This is a genomic window from Oligoflexus tunisiensis, assembly GCF_001748245.1.
GTDB lineage: Bacteria > Bdellovibrionota_B > Oligoflexia > Oligoflexales > Oligoflexaceae > Oligoflexus > Oligoflexus tunisiensis.
In genome coordinates this window covers 2,467,586-2,487,861 of record NZ_BDFO01000001.1, presented here as the reverse complement: position 1 = coordinate 2,487,861, position 20,276 = coordinate 2,467,586, and the positions used below count along the sequence as shown (strand labels likewise).

Below are 20,276 nucleotides of genomic sequence, written 5' to 3'. Positions count from 1 at the left end.
TGTATGCATGATTGAAAATTATCCCCTGCAATGGTTTAATATTTAAAGCAAATCAGAAATATCTCACGATTCGCACAAAAAACCCGATAAGTTTTCTGTGTATGACTTCTGAGAAAATTGCCCTACATCCCAAAATTCGTCTGGTCGGATCCCACAGATCCGACCACATCTTTTTAACCAATTGATATCAATAAATTTTTTTCCATTTTTCCCTCAAGATTTTCTCAAAACGAACCGATAAAGCGGGAAACGAACACCGAGGGACGAACGTGAAAAAGTATCAAGCTGCGCTTGCGACGAGCGCCTGGCTCATCCTCCTGCTTTGCGCCTGTCGCAATGGGGGAGACGCCCCTCAGCTGCAAGGTGATGAACAGGTTTCCTCAACAGGGGACGCTGACGTTCTGCCTCCGGTAGAGGTTTACGATAGCGTATTGGGGCCTGTGGCTCCCGCAGTCACCGAACCGGAGGAGACACCCAGTCCCCAACAGACTCCGATTCCAGTGGCTCCTTTTTACCCGGAGAGCTGTGCGGCCATCAAAAAAGCCAGGCCCGAGGCTTTGAGTGGGCCTTATAAAATTTACCTGGACGCAAATTTGGAAACACGTCAGGCCATCGATGCATCCTGCGATATGCAGACCGATGGCGGCGGCTGGACTTTGATGCTGAGCTACAATCACAAGGGCGGAACAACACCGGCTCTGGCGGCTCGCACGGAAAATTTGCCTTTACTGGGGAGTGATATCCTGGGTGAGGATGAATCCACGAAACCTCTCTTTTGGGGACACGCGGGCAACGTCCTCTTCACGAAATTTGCCAGTGCCAAGGAGCTTCGCTTTTACTGCCGTTCGTCACAAAACACGCGCGTGGTTCACTTCAAGACCAGCGAGTCCACATGTCTGGCAGCTGCCAGAACAGGTCAGGGCAATTGTCTGAGCGTACGCAACAGTTTTACGGCGCTGACGGGTCACAGCGCAAGCATTCCCGGCAATATCAATCGCAGCGACAGCAATCAATTGAATTTCGTTCTGACCTTTAATCCCTTTGGCAGAACGATCGACAATGCGCCAGACGTCATGTGGAGCATTGCCGGCGACGCGGGTCTCAATACCTGGGAATGCGATTTTGGAAGCGATTCGGCTGCATTTCATACGATTCATCGGGTCTGGTTTCGCTAGACAAGACCACCCAGGAGACCCAGCGAAGCATGCATGTCAACGCCATCCGGCCTGTAAAAAGGCCTATTTTTTGCAATCAGTAGAACGCCGAAAAAGGTTTTGGAAGGAGGCGAGGAGAGTTGAAAAGCTGCTGCAAAGAGTGGGCTCTCAAAGTCGAACCACGCCAGGCATGTCCAGACAACCAGGTTGGGTTTGAAGAGGAACATGCCTGCCCCACCTGTCATGAAAATTATCTGCTGTGGTTCACCAGTATCGGCAGTCCCGATACGAAGGGCGCTCAAACTGTCCCGGTAACAATTAAACCGGCCCAGGATATCCTGGATGCTTAAGCCTACATGAAGCCCATTGAAAACAGTCGAAACTCGTTGCGCCGGTCAAGGCAGGATCTCCATAGGATCAATCAACTCCAGCGGAGGCGATGCGATGCCGTTCTCGGCCAGACGCCTCTCCAGGAAATTTTCAAACGATTCCGTCTGCAGTTTTTTCTGAAGCGCATCTTCCAGTCTTTGCACCACATCAGCTGGCAAATTTCTGGCAAACCCCAGATGCATCGCCATCCGAATGTTTTTGAATTCATAGCAGTGCAACGCGGCCTCGATCCCGGCCTGATGAGCCGCCAGAAGAAGGGCTTCCGGTTTCGGAGTGTAGATGGCATCGACCCGATTCTTGAGCAGCATCTGCAGCATGCGCAGCTGGGCATTTTCGCCGCTTACGGGCAGACGCGGCAGATCGCGCAAAACCGAAGGCAGGAGGGCGCCGCGCACATGGACGAGGCGACTGGAGGAAGCCAAAGGTTGTTTGTGGAGTTCCGTCCTGGTGCAAACACCAACATTAAGCCAGAGGAGCGGCAGGCGACTGTAGCGGGTATAGGCTGCGCGCTCAGGTGTTCTAAAAAGCATCAGAACCAGGTCGAGCCGATTGCTGCGCAGCTGCTCCAGGGAGCGGCCGATGGAAACGGCCTGATACTGCAGAGGCAGGTTTGCGGCCAACAGAATATCCCGGGCATATTCCACGATCAGACCATCCGCCTGCTGGCCTTCGATGGTCGCAAGGGAATTGAATTCAATCAAACCAACGTCCAGACTTCGCTTTTCTTCAGCGCGGGAGTCCAAAGTATCAAGGAAGGGAAATAGGAGAAGAAGGCCTGTAAAAATTCCGGAAATCCATCTCATGCGCTTTCTCTCCGATCCTGTTGAGAGGACACGCTGGCTCTATCGATTAGTCAGTGATTTCAGGTATACGGACCTGCCCCCAATTGTCCACAAGAAATGAGAAACATTTCAACTTTTTCATAAAAATACATAAAAGCTCTGAAGCGTCATTTGTTACGAGATCCGGCATGGTTGCTGCAAGAGTACCCTTGCGCGACGCAATTCCCCTGCCCTCACGGCTTTTCCCAAGACTCACTCTCTTAATTATCCCTGCTAATTCAAGGCTCTAAAGCATAAGCTCTGAAATCAACCACCAATTTGTGAACTGTTGCCTCTTGCACTCCTCATTTCAACTTGCAATATCAGCTGGTTAATCGAACCCAGAACGCCACCTCAGTTTTATTCTTCCAGTCTGTGGACATGAACGCCTTTTCGTTTGTGCACAAGACGGCTCGTAAATTTCCAGACTTAGCTGGGCGGCGCCTTGGGCCTTGGCCTTGCAATTCCTTCTCTCGGACGGATCAACATAAGCTAAGCAGGACAGGAGAGGGTTCATGAGGATACACAGTAAATGGGTCTATATCTCGGTGCTGACAGTCGTGATAGGCTGTACTCTTAAGAAAGCGGATCGCTTCACTCCAGGTGATTCGACGGCTCAAGAGCCGGCGCCTGTCGTTCAAGCAGGTGAAACAACAACACCTACAGCGAATACCGGGGACGCCGCGGAGAAGCCGGTTGAGCCCATCGTCGCCAAGACTCCAACAGAAGCCCAGCGCGATGCCAAAACTTTCCTCGCGTTGAGTGAAGAGGAGCCCATGCATGGACTCAAGCATGGCGAAGAACAAATGAAAGTTGTGTGCGCGAAGATTGCCGCCGCGCCCAACATGGCGAGTAATGCTGTTCTGCAAAAGTTTTGCGTGCAGAACATGCGTCCCAAGAGCCTGATCGAACTCCAAACCATCCTTGGCCTCAATATTGTGGACCCAACCCTGACAACACGTGGTGATAACGGCTCCGGAGGCAACCCGGCCTTTGCAGTTCAAGGACATTCCAGTTCGCTCGTCGGTCGCTTCGTATCGGCCATCAACCCTCGCGTTCTGCTCATGAGCGCTTCAGCCGTGGGCCAGGCCGATCCCAATTACGTGATCATGGGTTTTGTTCGGGGCGAACAGTTCGCTGAAATCATTGTCAACACGCCGACCGGCCCTGAGTTTTTCCTTGCTGGTTTCAAACAGGCCTGTAACAGCCGTCCGGAAGGCTGTAATGCCGGTGAATTGCTCACGCCTGCTGTCGAAACCGGCTGGACGGAATTTTCGCTTTATCATGAAGACGAAATCAAGAACAGCATCGTGGACTGTCGTCAGTGTCACCAGACCGACGGCCCAGGCACACCGAAACTGCTCCGGATGCAGGAACTCCAAAACCCATGGACGCACTTCTTCCGCGATAACACGGCGGGTATCAACCTCATCAATGATTACTATGCAGCCCACGGTACCGACGAAACTTATGGCGGCATTCCCGGTCCTATGATTCGCGCGTCGGATCCAGCCAACCTGGAAGATACCGTGCGGGATAATGGTTCGAACACTCAGCCCAACGAGTTTGATACGGGCACAATTCAGAATGAAGTGGAAAATTCATCGCCGAACCAGCCAGAGGATAACACCATACCAGGCAGCAGCCCAACCTGGGATGCTCTCTTCGCGCGAGTTTTGACGGGTGAAATGATTCCTGTTCCTTATCATGATGTGAAGGTGACGGAACCTTCCCTGCTGGCCAAGTTCACGAAACAATACCAGGATTTCAAAGCCGGCCTTGTGCCGCTCGAGAAATTCGAGGATCATCGCAATGTTCTGCGGACGGATCAAAAGCAGCTGGGTGACATGGGCTTTGCCGTGGCGCCTGAGATGACGCCGCAGCAAACCTTGATGCTGGCCTGTGGTCAGTGCCACAACTCACGACTGGATCCGACGATTTCGCGCTCACGCTTTAACGTGAATCTCGCCTCCATGCAAAATGCAAAGGCCGAGATCGACCTCGCGATCTCCCGTATCAAACTCGGTCTTACTCCTGAGCGCCTGAAGCAGGAAGGTTTCAAAATCATCTCGCCCATGGGTCAACCCGTGGAGATGGAGAGAGGTGAACATCTTTTGACCATGCCGCCACGCCGCTTCAAGCAGCTGACGGATGCGCAGATCGATGCTCTGGTGAAATACCTCGAGGAGCAAAAGAAAACGCTGCCCTAATAAACCCGATCCAAGACCATGCCCCCAGGCGATCCTGGGGGCTTTTTTTTCTCCGCCAATCCCATGGACAGACGCTTTGGAAAAAGGTAGGACTGGGGCGTCATCACTCATGTAACTGGCAGGAGTAATTATGAAGGTTTCTTTGACTGTGTCTTTGGTCTGTGTTTGGTTTTTGACTGCATTCGCCAATCCCGCTTCCGCCATGGGTCAGAGGGCTCAATTGTTTGAAAAATCAACCGAGGCTGGAATCTGGGATCACGGCAATGAATTCTATCTGCGGATGGATCTGGCCGAACTCGCGGACCTGAAGGATCAGAAATTCGTCTGGGCCGGGTTCAAGCTTGGAACCGACGGCCTCTTCCACGGCGAGGTTGTAGCGGATGACTTCGGCGTCAATGAAAAGCACTTCCCCGCCCGGGCCAAACTTGTCAGCGACACCTCATCAGGCCGCTATTTTATCATCGAAATCCTGAATGAGAAAGGCGAGGTCATCAAGGAATTTTTCCTGAAAGGCCCGCCTTCGCTGCTGCCGACGCGGTGAGCATGGCTTGAGTTTTCTGCTGGGGCGATATCCGTGTGACTATCGCCCGGTTATTTGCTGAATGCTGGTAAACGGCAGAAAGTTACCTCGTCGTCGTCCAACGGAAAACCAATTCTTCGGTCGCAGTCTTGAGTGTTAGATTTGGTCCATCGATTTTATAGTCCGCTCGTACGATGGACTTATAAGGCGTGACCCATCTTGCCCAAACGCCGCCTTCTTCAGGACTGGAGGAACAAGGCCTTCCTGTAATATCCAATGTCTGATGCAAGGGCCAGGTATCAAAGCCACATGATTGGATTTGTTCAGCCACTCTCTTCAAGTTCTCATCCTTCAGTATGACGTCTGTCTGCCTGAGTCTGGCAATAATTCTGCCTTCTCTTGCTTCATAGGAAGACACATACCGTATGCGCATGAGGGGTTCTTCGCAAAGTGGATCCTCATATTGGCTTTCGGCCCAGATCAAGGAACTGGGGCTGGTGTTTATCACATCCAGGCAAAAGCTCTTGCCACAAGGTCTGCATTCAGAGGCCCATGTTCCACTCGTTATGACGGAATCATCGGAATAGGAGAAGAGACTTGGAGTGCTTGCGAAGGGCGGAGCATTGGGTTCAACCTTATCTTTTTTGTTCTCGCCGCAAGCTGTGAGAACTATAAGAGCCAACGTTGCCAATCGTACGCTGATAATCATTAGGTTTTTCCTTGTAATCGTAAGATTCAGTTCAACGGTCCTTAGCCTGAATGAAGCTCATGGAGCCTTCAGGAGCAGAATTGACTAGGAGACGCCATCAGGCTTGATATATTGCATGAGCAGCAAGAAGGTCGTAGGATTAACTATGTAACCCGGATGCAATATTACGGTTTTGGATGGATCCAAGGATGAGGAATGGATTCTGGCCAATAGGATGACGTATGAAGCTCGAAATAATTCTTCTTAGCCTTGCCTTTTTGATGGTGCACTGCCAATCCATTCATAACCGAGCGAATGGAATAGCGGTGCAATGCGGAGTCAATGCAGCGGAGGTTAAGGCAAATAAGTACGTGAAATTGTTGAATTCTGATGAGAGAGAAATATCAGGATCGGAACTCAATGCTCTTGAGGGAATGATCGTCATGGATTTGCTGGCCAGTTCTCCAATTTATTTTACCAGCAAAGGCTGTGTCATAGTTCCCAACGTCCCAGGAACCATTCATGTGCGCAACCCCAAAAGCGAGTCCACGATCTCATTCCCAGTTCAAGACCTCAGCCAGCAGCCAGATTTCTTAATCAAACATATGCTCCCCTACCGAGGACTGTGGTTTCGTGTGACATGCGACTGGCCTGATCCGTATACAGAGCGCATGATTAAGATTCCAATTGAGATCGAGCATCTGCAAGATCCGGGAGGGTTGGCTTTGAGTATTCAGCTCCACCCCCTCGACACACGAGACGCAGGAATGAGGGTGCTATACACCAAGAAAATTGGTCAACTTGAGTTGGATCTGCCTGAGGCGTATTCCCTGGAAACGATCCCTGCAGGAAACTATATGATTACAGTTATGGGCCGGCACATCGGCGAAAATCTCCACGGCGCTGACCGCAAGCTATCTCCAGACTACTGTGTCATGAATTTGAAGTAGCACCCGCGTTCCGAAACCGGGCTGGCATCGCATCCTGATAAGGAAACATGGAAAAGTAAGGCTGAGCTTCCGCGAGGACCCGTTGCATGGAAGGTCGGGCGATGAGTCGTTCAAAATAGGCCGTGGTGTGGGGATGGTCGTTTCCGAAGGGCTCGACGATGCCGGCGTAGAATAAGGCCGGGGCGGCGGCACAATCGGCCATGGTGAAGTCAGAACCGATGGCCCAGGTTCGGGTGGCCATTTGATTTTCGATCATGCTGTAGGCTGTTTTCAGGGTGGCGCGGGCCTCGGCCACACCGATGGGATCATGGCCGTTGTCAGGCCTCAGGCGATCGACGACGATTTTCTGCAGCGGAACCTGCACGTAGAGGTCATAGAATCGATCCCAGAGGCGGGCTTCCAGACGTGCGGGCTCGTCCCGCGGCAAAAGGGGGACGGGGCCGGGATAATTTTGATCGAGATACTCGATGATGATGCTGGTCTCAGGAACCGTCCGGTTTTTGGTTTCATCCCGTAGCACCGGTATTTTGCCGACCTGCCACACATTAAGGTAACGCGCGTGCTCCTCACTGTTCATGAGATCCACGATGCGGGCCTCAAAGGGCGTGTTGTTTTCATAAAGTGCCAGAAGCACCTTATGACAGAAAGAAGCGAGCGGGTGCAGGTAAAGAGCGAGCGTCATCGAATCGTTCTCCCAGGTGGATGAAATCAGTCCCCTGGTTTTACCATTCCGGACGCCCCACTTCCATTACGAACCGATATGCTCCAGGTTCAGGCGCAGCTGCTCCTGTTCCTCGCGGCTGAGCTTGCGATAAGGAGGCATCTGCCCCGGGCCGGTTTTTTGAATACGCTCCAGAATTTTTTTCATGCCGGCTCCATCGCTCCCCTGCAGCCAGACCCGCAATTGACCTGAACTATCAAACGGAATGGGCGGCGCGCCCTGCGCTGCGGGGTTGATGGTATGACAGCTCATGCATTCGCCGAAGACCGTGGGGGCATTCCGGAATCCGGTATTGGCAGGTGCCGTCGGATTCATGCCCTGCAGCTGCTGAAGGCTTTCCGTTTGCAGACTCGCGCAGTTGAAGCGGGCCCAGGTAAAGTCATAACCACCGCCATTGGCATTCACCAGCTTTGGGCTCAACCGTTGAAAAATATCGGGAGCCACGAGGGCCATATTACTGGCCAGGTCGGCATCCAGATTGCTCGGAACACTCATAAAATAGGGATTGGGCCCTTGACTGAGGGTAAAGTCGCGGGCATCGACTCCAGCCAGATCAAGTATGAAATAGAACTGGGCCACCGTTTGGGTTTCAGCCGCCAGACGTTCGAGATCGATCGCAAACAGTGTGGGGCTGTTCGGAAAGAGTTTTTGATAGCGATTGGATTGATAGGACTTGAGGCGACGCCGCGCCTCCTTCACCCGCTGATGCCAGCCGGCAAATTCCGTCTGGATCCGGCTCTGCCAGACTCCCGGGAAAAATGCGGCCAGCTTCCGGGCGGCGTTGGCATCGTTCGCATCCACCGCACAGTGATTGAGAACACCCAGCAGGGCTGGAACCACCTGATCAAACGCTCCCGGCTGTTGCTGGAGGCGTGGGAGCGCGGCGAAAATTTGCAGCTGGTTCACATACTGGGTGAAAGTTTCAATGCCATCGAGCCCACGATTGTTATTACCGGTCGGGACCGGCCACTTCAAACGCTGATAGATCCCCTGCTTGGGGGTCTGCTGCCGAATCTTTTCATAAGCATTTTTTTCCGCCACGGTTCCAAAGCGGGCAATGGCACTGCCATAGGCATTCGGCCAGAAATCATAGGGATCCCACAAAGGTTTCGGCGTGGTCCCATGGCAACTCTGACAATTCCGTGGCTGATCCTGAAAACGCGCCCCATCCGCTCCGAATTGCAGCTCGGCAAACTGGAATCCCTGGCTCAGCTCGTCGAAGGCGATCACTTCCACGGTCCGCTCCTCGCGTCGCGGATCCTCGGCGAACGCCAGCATAAGCCCATCACCGAAAAGGATGACCCGCGGTCGCTCCCGATCCGAGTACTGCAGGCTGCCGCTGTCATGGATGAGCACGGGGTTTTCAAAGAGGACGGGCCGTCGCTCCGCGATATAATCCAAAAAGTCTTCATAGGATTGCAGATGGGGGATTTGAGCCCGTATTTCCTGCAGACGGAGGCGATCGGGAGGCAGGAACGCGCTCATGCTGAGTTGATAATCACCGCTCAGACGTGGCCCAAAAGTCGTGAAATCATAGGGCTGGGCCCGGCTTACGGAACTGAACACCAGGAGGAATGCAAGGAGCATGATACGCATAGACACCTCATCAGCTGAGCCGGATAACCACCCCTTTTCACTAGACGGTGGCCGACACTTTTGTCAATTCCGGAGTTTGAAATGCGCGGATACGGCAATTTTCGATTCCATTTGCTTTCCTTTCATGGTCATGTTTGTGCTCAAAATTAAATCAGGAGAGCGCTCGACATGACCTCGGTTTATTCTCGCAAACGATTTGTCATTACCGGTGTGACCTCGGGAATAGGACGTGACCTCTCGCTTCTGTTGAATGAACAGGGAGCACGGCTGGCTTTGATTGGATTGGAAGAGGATGAACTTGCGAGGTTGCGGGTCGAACTCCAGCGGGATGCTCCGGATGTTCTCCTGTTTCAGGCGGATGTCAGTGACCCCGAGCGCATGGAGGCCATCGGCCGCGAGATCCTTGCCCAATGGGGAGGGGTGGACGTTGTGATCGCCAATGCCGGCATCGGTTGCCTCAACCCCGGTTATGCCTTTTCATTAGAACTCGATCGGCGGGTTTTCAACGTCAATTACTTCGGGATGCTCCATACCTTTGCGCCTTTTCTCAGGGCCATGCGGCACCAGAAACAAGGCAGCCTCGTCGCGGTTTCAAGCCTGGCGGCATTCCGTGGCGTGGGCTCGGCCTCGTCCTACTGTGCTTCGAAGGCCGCTCAAATGCGGGCTTTGGAAAGTTTACGGATCGATCTGAAGCCCGACTCGATCGATGTCATTTCCGTGCATCCTGGCTTTGTTACCACAAAGATGGCCGAACATCGTGAGTTTGCCATGCCTTTTGCCATTCCCGTTCGGGAGGCGAGCCGGGAAATTTTGAAGGCCATCGCCAAACGCAAAACACGGCATCTCTTCCCCTGGCCCATGAAAATTCTGGTCCAGTTGAATCGTCTCTTGCCTGGGCCGATTTATGATCGCTTTCATGGGTGGATTGCGCAAAGGCAGGGCAGAAAGGAACCCGTTTCGCTGGGTTTTGCTGGAGAGGCGTGAGCACGCCCGCTGGAGGCATGCTCACAACTTGCTCACGATCACAGATCCCAAAGGAACGCTTCAAGGGCATCGCGATCCGCTTTCGGCAGCTTCTTGTAGAGGTTCACCGAAGCCTCAGCCTGGCCACCATGCCAGAGGATGGCTTCCGGAATGCTCTGCGCGCGACCGTCATGCAGGAGCTGAATGGGATTGCCATTCGCCGTTTTCTGCGTCTGGGTGAAGACGATCGTTTGCTGTCCGGGTGGATACAGCCCAATATGAGCGTTGGTCGAATGCTTCACATTCTTCAGGCCCCACAAAGGAGCGGTTCGCCATTTTCTGGCATAAGGACCCTGGCTGGCATCCGCAAGGCCCTCGCCCATATCGTGCAGCAGAAGGTCGGTAAAGGCCTGAACGGTCTGACCACTCAATTCCGGGAATTTTGAGGTTCCCGTCCGCAGACTCTTCACGTGACAGTTCTGGCAGCCGAGCTGTTCGAAGATTTTTTCACCGCGCTGAACGGTGGCATCCGTCGGGTTATTGCGTGGCGGCACACCCAAAAGCGCGACGTAGGATTCGATCTCATCGATCGCCTTGTCGGGAAGAGCGGCCTTTCCAGGCTGACAGTTGGTGCAATCCACGGTGGTCGCATTGCGACTGGTGACACCCATATCATTGTTCAAGGCCCCGACGATCTGATCCTTGACGCCAGGATGATTCGCTTTCCAACCGAAGCGGCCGATGCGGCCGTTGACCATGCGCGCTTCGCCCTTGTTCTGATTCGCGAGTTCACGAATCACACTGTCAGGCACCGCTTCCAAAAGGCCCATACCAATCAAGGCTTGTGGCTTGCGTGGAGAAAGGCCGAGGTCATCGGTGGCATAAAGCGGGTTTTCCACTTTGAAAATAGGCTTGCGCAAAGTCACGACGGTTCCATCGTCCAATTGCACCGTTTTCTTTTCAAAGCGTTCGACTTTCAACGTTCCTTCCGCATTCTGACCACTGGTCTGCAGCTGTTGACCGAACTGAGCGTGGGCATTGCCCGTATTCTTGTTCATGGTCTTGACGATGATGGCATGAACCGGCTGATTCAGGTTGCCTTCATCCGGCAGCAGACTGATACCATTGTGAATATGACAGCCATTACAGGACTTGACGTTAAAGGCTGAGGCAGCATAGCCGCTGCGCTGAGCCCGCATCTCTTCAAAGAACGTGGACGGCTTATCATCGGAAATGTCACCGATGTGCTGACCGCTCACGAAGTCCGTATGGAACCAGGTCCGGCCCGTCAGGAAGTTTTGAGCATTGGCGAAGGTCAGGTTGTTCGCCTGCTGCTGCAAGGCTTTCCAGGGTTCCACACGCACGGTTGGAATCGTGGTCCAGCCACCGCTATAGCGGGCAGGTGCCGGCAGAGCGCTGGAACTTCCCAGATTCTCGATATAAAGTCCCGCTTCACCAATACGGATACGGAAAAATTCGGAATAATAGGCCGACAGGTTGTGCGGGTTGAAGGCCTTTTGCTTCTGCCAGGTTGGAAAGCTTTCATCATTGAAGAAACGGAATTCAAAGATGAGCAGGGCGCCCTTCTTCAACTGGTCCGGGAAGGCATTGAAGACATCGGGACCAATGGTCGCTTCAAAATGCCGTTGATTGGCGATATGAGCCATTCTTTGGTTGATGGCGAATTTACTGCGCAGCGTTTCCGATCCGGCAGCGGGGTCACCGGTATAGATCGCCGAGAAATCAGGACCGCGGTTCGGGGTATAATCCTGCGGCCATTCCGTCTTCAAGGTGAACTTGATCCGGTTCTCACCGCTTGGCGTGAAGTCCTCAACTTTGAAGTTGGTCAAGCGACCTTCCCAATAGAAGGGGTTGAATTTCGCGAAGTCCATATCATTTTCATGGCGGCGACGCACCCTAACGATCCCTTCGGTCACAGCCACATTATTGACCATCGAACCGGTTACATTCGGCCCGATATCAGCAAAGGATTTAATGCTGGCCGATGGATTGACGGGACCGGCCGGAACGGTTGGAGTCGCCGGTGTCTCTGGAGCGTTGGGCTGGCTTTTGGCCACGGCTTCGATCCGGACGTTATCAAGCTGCACATGGGCAGCTCCTTTGACTTCAAGCACAAAGGGATCGATGACCGAGCCAATGGAAAAACCTTCGAGCGGCTGAAGGTCCTTGAGCGACACCGCATATTCGCGCCAGCTCGAGGACATGGCCTCAATACAGGTGGCCATGAAAGGATCGGAAGATTGCTTGAGTATCTCCAATTCACCAGCTTTTTGAGCATTTTCGATGACGGCCTTGCGGCTTTCGCATTCAGGGCTGGAAGCGGCTGTTCCCTGGGTGGAGAACGCCAGCTGATACTCAGCCCGCTGGGGATAGACGCCACTCAATTTCACCACGAGAGTTTCGCCGCTGCCACCGGTCTCGAGAACCCGCAAATCAAATTTGAGGGTCCCTTCCGCATAAGCGGCCAGGGAACGGGAACCGGCATTGAACTGCGCATGAGCCACAGCACTGGCGCCGGCCTTGGTTTGGATGTCCCAGACCTGACCGCGGCCTTCCACGGGAAGAACAGCTTGTTGGATCTGGTCGCCTTCAAGAGGCCACTTCTTCATCGTTAATTCATCATGGATCGCGTCCTGGAAGATGGGCAATACAAGCATCTGGCCTGTATCATCGAGAGAACTATGATTCCTGTTATTGGAGCAGCTCATGAGCCACGAGGAGATCAGCAGGAGATAGGCATGACGTTTCACAGGGTCCTCCAAAGCGTGCGTATACGGCTCGATATGTCCGGTGACCGGGCATGAGCCGCCCAAAGCAATATACTAGCCACTCGAACCCAAGGATTTGGGACCAGAATTTCCCCCTGACCGGCACCGGAATGCCTTGAAAGGCCTGAACCTGCCGCCGATCTTGGCCGCTGGAATCGCAGCAATTTTACGTGAAATGATCAGGAAGGAGCATATGCAAAAAGGAGGCTAGTGCGTTCCCGCTAGTCCCTTTGTGGTCGTGGAAGGATCGCCGACACCCTGTTCATGGTGTCGAGATTTCGAACAGGATCAACGCATCTGACTCAACAAAGCTTTGGCTTCATTCTTTAGGTTGACGCGCGTTCCGTTCAGAATTCCGCGCAGACGGGCCTCTGTGTCCAGAACATAGAGATGCTCGGAGTGCACAAAGCTCGGTGTCGGCGATTGACGCCGAAAGGCCTGACTCGCAAAGGTTTTTTTGGCAAGTGAATAGATGGTGTCCTTATCGCCCGTCAGCAGAGTCCAGTTCCTGCTGGTATCGAGGTTTCTCTCCTGCGCATAGGCCTTCAGTCTCTCGGGCGTATCCTCTTCGGGATTCACGGTGAGAGCCACATACTGGACATCCTTATGAATACCCTGAATTTCCTGGTCCACGCTTTTCATGCCCTGCAGAAGAAAGGGGCAGAAGCCCGAGCAGCTCGTGAAGATGAATCCCACAACGGTGACCTTGTCCCTGAAAAGGGATTCATCACGGGTCTGACCGTCCTGATCGATCAGCTGCAAGCGAGGAATGGTGACGATCGGCGTATCCTTCTGGAGAACCCAGATGGGATTCAGGGTTTCCACCGTAAAAAAAGGAGCTCCCTGTCCCACGGTGTTCACCTGATCGACCAGCGTATGACGGTGGCGTTTGATCGCAGCGTCAAAGCTTTCGCGTGGATGGCAGCCGGCAAGGGAAAGCATGGCCACGAGCAGCATTCCTATTTTTTTATGACTTCCAGTCTTTTGCAAAATTCGCCTCCCTTCATTCCAACTTTTTCGCCGGCCTGATACACGTAGTTATAGAAAGGAACGCCATCGGCCACCCAGGACTTGTGGGCCAGCTCCTGTTCCTTTTCATACAGATTGAATTCCGCGAGCCGCCCATTCGCGTGCCAGGCCCAGGTCTCCCCGTCCACCACGCCGTGGATATAGTTTTTGAGGCTTTTCACCTTGCCATCGGCGTACCACTGCTTCCAGGGACCATGGGGCAAACCGTCCTGATAGGGCCTTGAAGCCATGAGAGCGCCGTTGTCATACCACACGAGTTCCACACCGATCCGTTTGCCTTGCCAGACCATGAGGGCATGCTGGGGCTGGTACGAAGGGAAAAGGCTATAGGCGATGCCGGAAAAGGGTCGTCCCTTGTAGTGATACTCATAACCAACGGGCACAAAGGCAGGATGGGACCTGTCCACGACCAGAGGGGAGAAACAGAGGGCGCCAAGAGCCGTCGCGATTGTACCCAGCATCCATCCCAAGCCTTTGAGCCAGCGTTTCATGACGATTCCTCACTGACAACCGGTACAGGTACCGGGCGTCCCCTTATAGTAGCCTGTTGAGATAAAGTATGCGGAGTCCGTGCCGTTGGTCTGCAGGTTCACATGGTAATGGTACACGGCGGTGTTGGGGCTGTCGGCAGTTTTGCTGGTCTTGCCACCCTGAGCATCGAGGCCTGTGACCGTGGCTCCGGTCTCATAGTCGTTGCGCCCATAAACAGGGTAGCCATCTCTCAGAACACCAACGAAATTGGAATCCGAATTGGTAATGGAGCTCGGCTCGGTGTGATAATGATAACGGCTGGACGAATCCGGATGACCATCGCACTTATCGAAGGTGGCCTCCTCTTCATAGATGTCGTCTCCAGGGGCCGCGGTATTGGCGTAAATCGCGATGCCGTTCAAGGTCATCCCGATCACTCCACCTGATGTCGACCTGGGCGAGGCGGCGGCTGTCGGCGCATAGGGCACCGTCATGGTAATGGTTTGGGCTGCAATTTTGTTCGGATTGGCTCTCCGCTCGGTCGAGGTAAAGGCTTCGTAGCAGGCATCGGTTGTGTTGAAATAAAAGGATTTGGTGTCTGGCTGGTTTTCTGATGTCAGCACCACATTCGCGCCGCTTTTCGTCAGCGTGACGTTACACGAAAACTTGAGCCAGAAACCGGTTAAACCCTGGGCTTCCCGTTCGGCTTTGCAGGCGCTTGTATCCCGAGTAAGGAGAGCACAACCATAGGTATTGGTCGTGGTTGTGGCTGTGGTGTTGGTCGTCAGGGAGCAGCTTCCCGATGTGTCCGTCGTGTCATCTGTCGTATCATCCGTCGTATCCGTATCTGTGCCGTCATTACGTCCCAGGGTCGATGGTTTGGTATCCTCGTCGGATTTCGAATCTCCGCAGCTGCTCAAGGGAATCAGAAGCACGGTGCAAGCGAGGCCGCACACGATTTTTTCATTCAGTGACAATCTCATTCAAACTCCTGTCAAAGGGTGTTCGCGTCTCTATTGGTTTCGGCCTCAAGCGCTTGATTTTTAAGAGTGAAATCCTTACATTCGAGTATCCTTATGAGTAACAGTTCAGGGAAAAATGAAGATCTCGTCATGACTGGGAATTTACGAATGGGATCGCGTACCATTTCAGGAGGTGGTCCTTGGCCTCACCTGGGCAATTCCTGCCCCTCAGAAATTTTGCGCAGGTACCGAACATAAGTTCGTGAATCTGTTTGTGAACGCGGAGCCCGAGTCATGTTCAAATACTGGTTGACCTTACTCCTGGTGATCATCGCAGCGACCGCACGCTCGCAGGAAACCCTGGACGAGGTCTATGAAATATCCAAACGCGTCATTCCCGAAGGATTCGAGGATTGGCCGGAGGACAGGCGCAGCACCTGGCTGGCCCAGCAGCTCGCCGTTACCACCGATCCCGCCACGATTTATGTTTTGAAGCGGACGCTCTTCCATGAAAAGCTCGACCAGGATGATGCGAAAGGCGCCGCCCAGGTCTGTCTGGAGATGACTTTCGTTGCCGATGATTTTCCTCTGCGTTTGCGCTGCATTGATGCCGCGGACGGGATCATGTCGCATGAAGAGGCGCGGCGACTCCTGGTCGCCATCCTGCAGGAAGCCCGGCAATTGAATCGCATTGCCGATGCCGTGGATGCCCTGAATAGCCTCGCCTGGTTGCATTCCCAGGACGGGGATGTTGCCGAAGCCCTGGCGAGCTATGCTGAGGCTCTCGAGCTTATTCCCAAGGATGATGAACGGTCCCGCTTCAATGTGCTATTCAATCTGGCCACCAACTACATCATTCATGGAAACGACACTTACATACGCAAGGGCATCGATCTTCTCACCGAGATCAAGGTTCGAGGAGCCGAACGCGCGAAGCAGGCTGATAAGGCCGAAGCTGCCCTCTTCCTCGCGGATTCCCAGCTGGCCGCCTTTAATATCGGGATTGCCCATACGCTGCACCTGGAGGACTACGAGAGAGCGATCCAGGAATTTGAATACGCTAAAAACCGGGGCGACAGCAGCAATCGCGTCGAGGCCTTGACCTTCTCCGCCCTCGCCGCTGCGGAAATCAAGCGTCCGGATTTGGCCAAAAAATTTATTGCCGAAATCAAGGGCGAGGCGAGTCATTATCAAATCAAGGAAGGTTATTTGAAATGCTATCGGGCCCTGGCTGTGCGGCACTGGGACCCACATAATTCACTGGAACCCTGCTTCACGCTGCACCCTGACACCACGCTTGAAGTGGTGGCGGATATCAACAAGCGCCTGTCGCGACTCAAGGGTCAGCCCGAGGAACTCGAAGGTCTGCGCGCTTATGTAAAAATGTATGAAGAGAGAATCAAACCGGAGTATAAGAATCGAGCGGCCAAGGCGGCTTCGAACACGGAATTGAAACGTCTGGAGGCGGAGTCCAAACTCAAGGACGAGAAGATCGCGCTGGGTGAGAGGATCAGGATCCTCCTTTACGTGGTCCTGGTCATTTCCGCCCTGCTCCTCGGCCTCATGCTGGTCGTTCTCCGCAGTCGTCGCATCATCAAAGCCCAGGCGCAGGACATCCATCTTCAGAAGCTAAATCTTCAGCATGTTCTCGATAACATCGACGAGGGCATCATCGCCATTGATCGCAAGGCCCGGATTTCCTCGGTCCATTCCCGGCATGCAGCGCACATTCTGAAACAAAGCCCTGATCAGATGGCCTTGCCGGAGCTGCTCGTTAAGCTGGGGCTGGAACGTGATGCGCTGGCGGCCGCTCAGGAGGTCCTTAATGTGGTGGTGGGGGAAGAGCCGTTGAACTGGGAGCTGAATGAGGGCCTTCTGCCCCAATCCGGGTACATCCATGGGGCTCCCTTCCAATACTACTGGTCGCCCATTGTTACGGACGGCCGCATCAGCGAAATCATCCTTTCGATGCGTGACGCCTCGGCGACCCTGGCCTTGCAAAAGGAGACCCGCAACCGGACCCGAATTCTTTCCGTGGTCAATGCCGGCTCTCTCGGCCACAATTTTGTATGGGATCTCAATCATCGGCTCCGTACACTGCGGCAGACCCTGAACAAGGAAGGTGCCGCCCAATGTCTCAGGCTGGCTCACACCATCAAAGGTGAAGCCCGCAGTCTGGGTTTCAGTGATCTGCAGGATCAGCTTCATCTTTTCGAACAGAGCCTTCTGAAGGAGGATTTTGTTCAATCCAGCCGCATCATGGAAAACATCAGCGTCACCGCCCAGGCTCTGCATGACTCCTTCGACCTGATCAAGCGCGGGGACCGCCGCGTGAATGGCAGTCCCCTCATGGGGCTTTTGCAGACGGTCCTCATGGATGCTTACAAACGTCTGCGGGAAGCCGGTTTTGAACTCATCTCCGATATCCACCTGAACTGGGTGGAACTCAGTGATGATGAGATCAGCGCGTTGCGGGATATACTGATTCATGGGGTGGCGAATGCCATCGATCATGGCTACCTCCTGCCTCGACAGCGGAATCTCCCATGCGATCCGCTCGCGCGCATCAGTGTGCAGCTCCATCTTGAAGACGGGAATATCCACTTCTCCATCATCGACCATGGTGTGGGGATCGATTGGAAAGCCCTTGAGGAAATCGCCCGCAAACGCAGTTGGACACCGCCCCATGATTCCGACCTGGCGGATATCGTCTTCGTTGACAAGGTCAGCACCGTGGCCGGCATTCAAATCAGCAGAACCTCGGGTCGCGGCATCGGCATGGCTGCGGTGGCGGAAGCTGTGAAATCCTTGCAGGGTGTGGTCAAGTTCGGACCAGGCTTCCATCATCACGGGGCCCGACTGGATATTCGCTGGCGACACCGTGGCACGGCGAAGGATACCCGGACCCAGGCCGCGTCCTGATTGCAGTCTGGAATCAGGGACTTATCTTCATGCATTGAGCATTATTACCCATTAGATCTAATTAGTTGTCTTATCAAACTAAATCAGGGTAGCCTGCCTTCGATTTCCCATCGGGCTTTGACACAACACTCGGAGTGAAAAATGCAAAACAGGTTTTTGCGGCGTTGTGCCGCATTATGCGTCGCCCTTTCCTGTCAGGCAGGGGCTGAGGATAGGCAGGCCTTGCGAGCTGATTACGATCCCGGAGAAAAATGGCAACTCGTTTGGCACGATGAATTCGAAGGCTCTCAGCTGGACACGAAAGTCTGGTCCTATGATCTGGGTCAGGGTCAGTGGGGCTGGGGTAACAATGAATGGCAGGTCTATACCAACAGCGCCGAGAACATCTGGCTTCAAAACGGTCTTCTTCATATTCGTGCGTTGCGGAATTTCACTGGAAATGGCGGTTATACATCAGCCCGCATCAATACCAAGGACAAGAAGCAATTTTATTTTGGCAAGATCGCGGCCCGCATGAAGCTGCCCCGTGGCCGCGCGATCTGGCCCGCCTTCTGGATGATGGGCAGTGTTTCGGATCTGGATCCATGGCCGTTTTCGGGCGAGATCGACATTATGGAAATGCGCGGAGGCCAGGCGCACGAATTTAAAGACGGCGACGGCGGTGATAAAAAAATCTACGGCAGTCTTCACTATTTCAATTCCCTGGCCAATGGTCACGTGGCCTATGGAGAAGCGGCGAGTTTGGATCGGCCCTTCGCGGATGATTTCCATATTTTTGAAGTGGAATGGTATGACACGCACATCATCTATAAACTTGACGGCAAGGCCTATGGGATCGCCCAGTACAATGGCGTGAACGAAATGCACGAGTTCCGGGCCTGGCCTTATTACCTGCTCCTGCAAGTGGCCGTGGGCGGTCCGGACACACTCTTTACCGGGAAATTGATGCCGGATGACTCGATCTTTCCGCAGACCATGCAGGTGGACTGGGTGCGAGTCTACCAGACCGAAGACATGATGCAGAAGGAGGAAAAGCCTTATCAACGTCAGGGCATCACCTATAACGTCTCCAGCGAGACCCTCGAACAGCAAGGTGAATCCGTCGCGACAGGCTTGCGTCTGGATGTCTGGAATACCAATGGATTCTCGGTCACCACCGACAAGGATGCTGCCGAAGGCAACGAAGCCACCGTTCTTCGCAGCGATGGATCGCAGAGCTGGTTCGGTGTGGGCTATACGATGGGCAGCAAGGTGGATCTCGGTGGCTACCGCTTCCTCACGCTTTCCCTGCGAACAAAGTCCCAGGCCGCCTTCAAGCTTGGCGCCAGCCATAGCTATGGATCCTGGGTTTACTTTGTACCCGGCCATGATCCCTATGGATTCAAACGTGATGGTCAGTGGCATACGCTGCACATCCCGATCAGCGACTTCCTGCAGCCGGAATTTGATTGGGCGCATGTCGACTACCCCTTTGCGCTGGTGGCGGGAGGTCTGAAAGGCCCTACGGAAATCGCGATCGATAATATTCACTTCGACAACAAGTCGAGCAATCCTGATGACTACCTGCTGATTCCGAAGGCCACGGAGTATTACTTCGAAAAGGACGATCGGCTGGGCGCAGCGGACGAACTCAAAGGTGAAATGAAATCCCAGATCTGGACCTACCAGGGATTCGAACGGACCAAGGCGACGGCAAACTGCGCTCGTGGCCAGGAATGCACGCGCTTCGTTGCGGACGGCAGCGGTCACTGGTTCGGAGTCGCCTATGCCGGCACAAGCCTGACGAAACTTCAGGGTTACAGGACGCTTGAATTTACGATCCGGACACGGTCCCAGGGTCAGCTCAAGGTGGGCATGATTGATGAAGACGGACAGGAATTCTGGTTCAAGCTCCAGAATTCACCGCAGGCCCTGCCCCGCGATGGTCAATGGCATACGATCAGCCTGCCGCTCAGTGATTTTACTGGAGTCAATACCAAGGCTCTCAAGACCGTCTTCGCCCTCGTGGGTGAAGACTCTGTTCCCTATGACATCGAACTGGATGCTGTGAAAATTCGGAAGTGATACGTTGCGATGCCGGTTGAGCCTTA

General features: G+C 53.8%; 15 protein-coding genes. 8 read left to right on the top strand and 7 right to left on the bottom strand.

Annotation, left to right across the window (positions count from 1 at the left end; all coding sequences use genetic code 11):
- Positions 1-269: 269 nt before the first annotated feature.
- Both OLTU_RS10795 and OLTU_RS10790 read left to right on the top strand, forming a co-directional pair.
- Positions 270-1,175: a fibrinogen-like YCDxxxxGGGW domain-containing protein gene (locus tag OLTU_RS10795; protein ID WP_141732769.1), complete on the top strand. Its 906-nt coding sequence runs from the start codon at positions 270-272 to the stop codon at positions 1,173-1,175.
- A 119-nt stretch (positions 1,176-1,294) separates the two neighbouring features.
- Positions 1,295-1,504: a hypothetical protein gene (locus tag OLTU_RS10790; protein WP_141732768.1), complete on the top strand. Its 210-nt coding sequence runs from the start codon at positions 1,295-1,297 to the stop codon at positions 1,502-1,504.
- Between the two features lie 45 nt (positions 1,505-1,549).
- On the opposite strand, the gene OLTU_RS10785 is transcribed toward OLTU_RS10790, so the two are convergent.
- Entirely contained in the window at positions 1,550-2,347 is a 798-nt protein-coding gene (locus OLTU_RS10785; protein ID WP_141732767.1) for a substrate-binding periplasmic protein, read from the bottom strand.
- 533 nt (positions 2,348-2,880) lie between these two features.
- Here OLTU_RS10785 and OLTU_RS10780 point away from each other — a divergent pair.
- From OLTU_RS10780 to OLTU_RS10770, 3 genes are all read left to right on the top strand, one after another.
- Positions 2,881-4,575, top strand: coding sequence for a hypothetical protein (locus tag OLTU_RS10780; protein WP_141732766.1), 1,695 nt, complete (start codon positions 2,881-2,883; stop codon positions 4,573-4,575).
- A 130-nt stretch (positions 4,576-4,705) separates the two neighbouring features.
- The gene (locus OLTU_RS10775; protein WP_141732765.1) at positions 4,706-5,116 is read left to right on the top strand and encodes a hypothetical protein; all 411 of its coding nucleotides are present in this window, start codon (positions 4,706-4,708) and stop codon (positions 5,114-5,116) included.
- 909 nt (positions 5,117-6,025) lie between these two features.
- Positions 6,026-6,733, top strand: a complete 708-nt coding sequence (locus OLTU_RS10770) for a hypothetical protein (RefSeq protein ID WP_141732764.1) — start codon at positions 6,026-6,028, stop codon at positions 6,731-6,733.
- Here OLTU_RS10770 and OLTU_RS10765 read toward each other — a convergent pair.
- A complete protein-coding gene (locus tag OLTU_RS10765) occupies positions 6,717-7,415 on the bottom strand; it encodes a glutathione S-transferase family protein (protein WP_141732763.1) in 699 nt (232 codons plus the stop codon). The genes OLTU_RS10770 and OLTU_RS10765 overlap by 17 nt on opposite strands.
- Before the next feature lie 66 nt (positions 7,416-7,481).
- The gene (locus OLTU_RS10760) at positions 7,482-9,050 is read right to left on the bottom strand and encodes a cytochrome c (protein ID WP_141732762.1); all 1,569 of its coding nucleotides are present in this window, start codon (positions 9,048-9,050) and stop codon (positions 7,482-7,484) included.
- A gap of 168 nt (positions 9,051-9,218) precedes the next feature.
- Here OLTU_RS10760 and OLTU_RS10755 point away from each other — a divergent pair, with 168 nt between their 5' ends.
- The gene (locus OLTU_RS10755) at positions 9,219-10,034 is read left to right on the top strand and encodes an SDR family NAD(P)-dependent oxidoreductase (protein ID WP_141732761.1); all 816 of its coding nucleotides are present in this window, start codon (positions 9,219-9,221) and stop codon (positions 10,032-10,034) included.
- 38 nt (positions 10,035-10,072) lie between these two features.
- Here the strand turns inward: OLTU_RS10755 and OLTU_RS10750 are convergent, their stop codons facing one another.
- The 4 genes from OLTU_RS10750 to OLTU_RS10735 all read right to left on the bottom strand — a co-directional run bounded on the left by OLTU_RS10750 (position 10,073) and on the right by OLTU_RS10735 (position 15,285).
- A complete protein-coding gene (locus OLTU_RS10750) occupies positions 10,073-12,784 on the bottom strand; it encodes a di-heme oxidoredictase family protein (protein ID WP_141732760.1) in 2,712 nt (903 codons plus the stop codon).
- A gap of 306 nt (positions 12,785-13,090) precedes the next feature.
- Entirely contained in the window at positions 13,091-13,792 is a 702-nt protein-coding gene (locus tag OLTU_RS10745; protein WP_141732759.1) for an SCO family protein, read from the bottom strand.
- Positions 13,762-14,322 (bottom strand): toxin-antitoxin system YwqK family antitoxin, encoded by a 561-nt coding sequence (locus OLTU_RS10740; RefSeq protein WP_141732758.1) that lies wholly within the window; start codon positions 14,320-14,322, stop codon positions 13,762-13,764. The genes OLTU_RS10745 and OLTU_RS10740 overlap by 31 nt, the downstream gene beginning before the upstream one ends.
- Before the next feature lie 9 nt (positions 14,323-14,331).
- Complete coding sequence (locus OLTU_RS10735) at positions 14,332-15,285, bottom strand: YHYH protein (RefSeq protein WP_141732757.1); 954 nt, start codon at positions 15,283-15,285, stop codon at positions 14,332-14,334.
- Between the two features lie 273 nt (positions 15,286-15,558).
- Here OLTU_RS10735 and OLTU_RS10730 point away from each other — a divergent pair, with 273 nt between their 5' ends.
- Both OLTU_RS10730 and OLTU_RS10725 read left to right on the top strand, forming a co-directional pair.
- The gene (locus OLTU_RS10730) at positions 15,559-18,186 is read left to right on the top strand and encodes an Hpt domain-containing protein (RefSeq protein ID WP_141732756.1); all 2,628 of its coding nucleotides are present in this window, start codon (positions 15,559-15,561) and stop codon (positions 18,184-18,186) included.
- Positions 18,187-18,408: 222 nt separating this feature from the next.
- Positions 18,409-20,250: a glycoside hydrolase family 16 protein gene (locus OLTU_RS10725; RefSeq protein ID WP_218109968.1), complete on the top strand. Its 1,842-nt coding sequence runs from the start codon at positions 18,409-18,411 to the stop codon at positions 20,248-20,250.
- Positions 20,251-20,276: the final 26 nt, after the last annotated feature.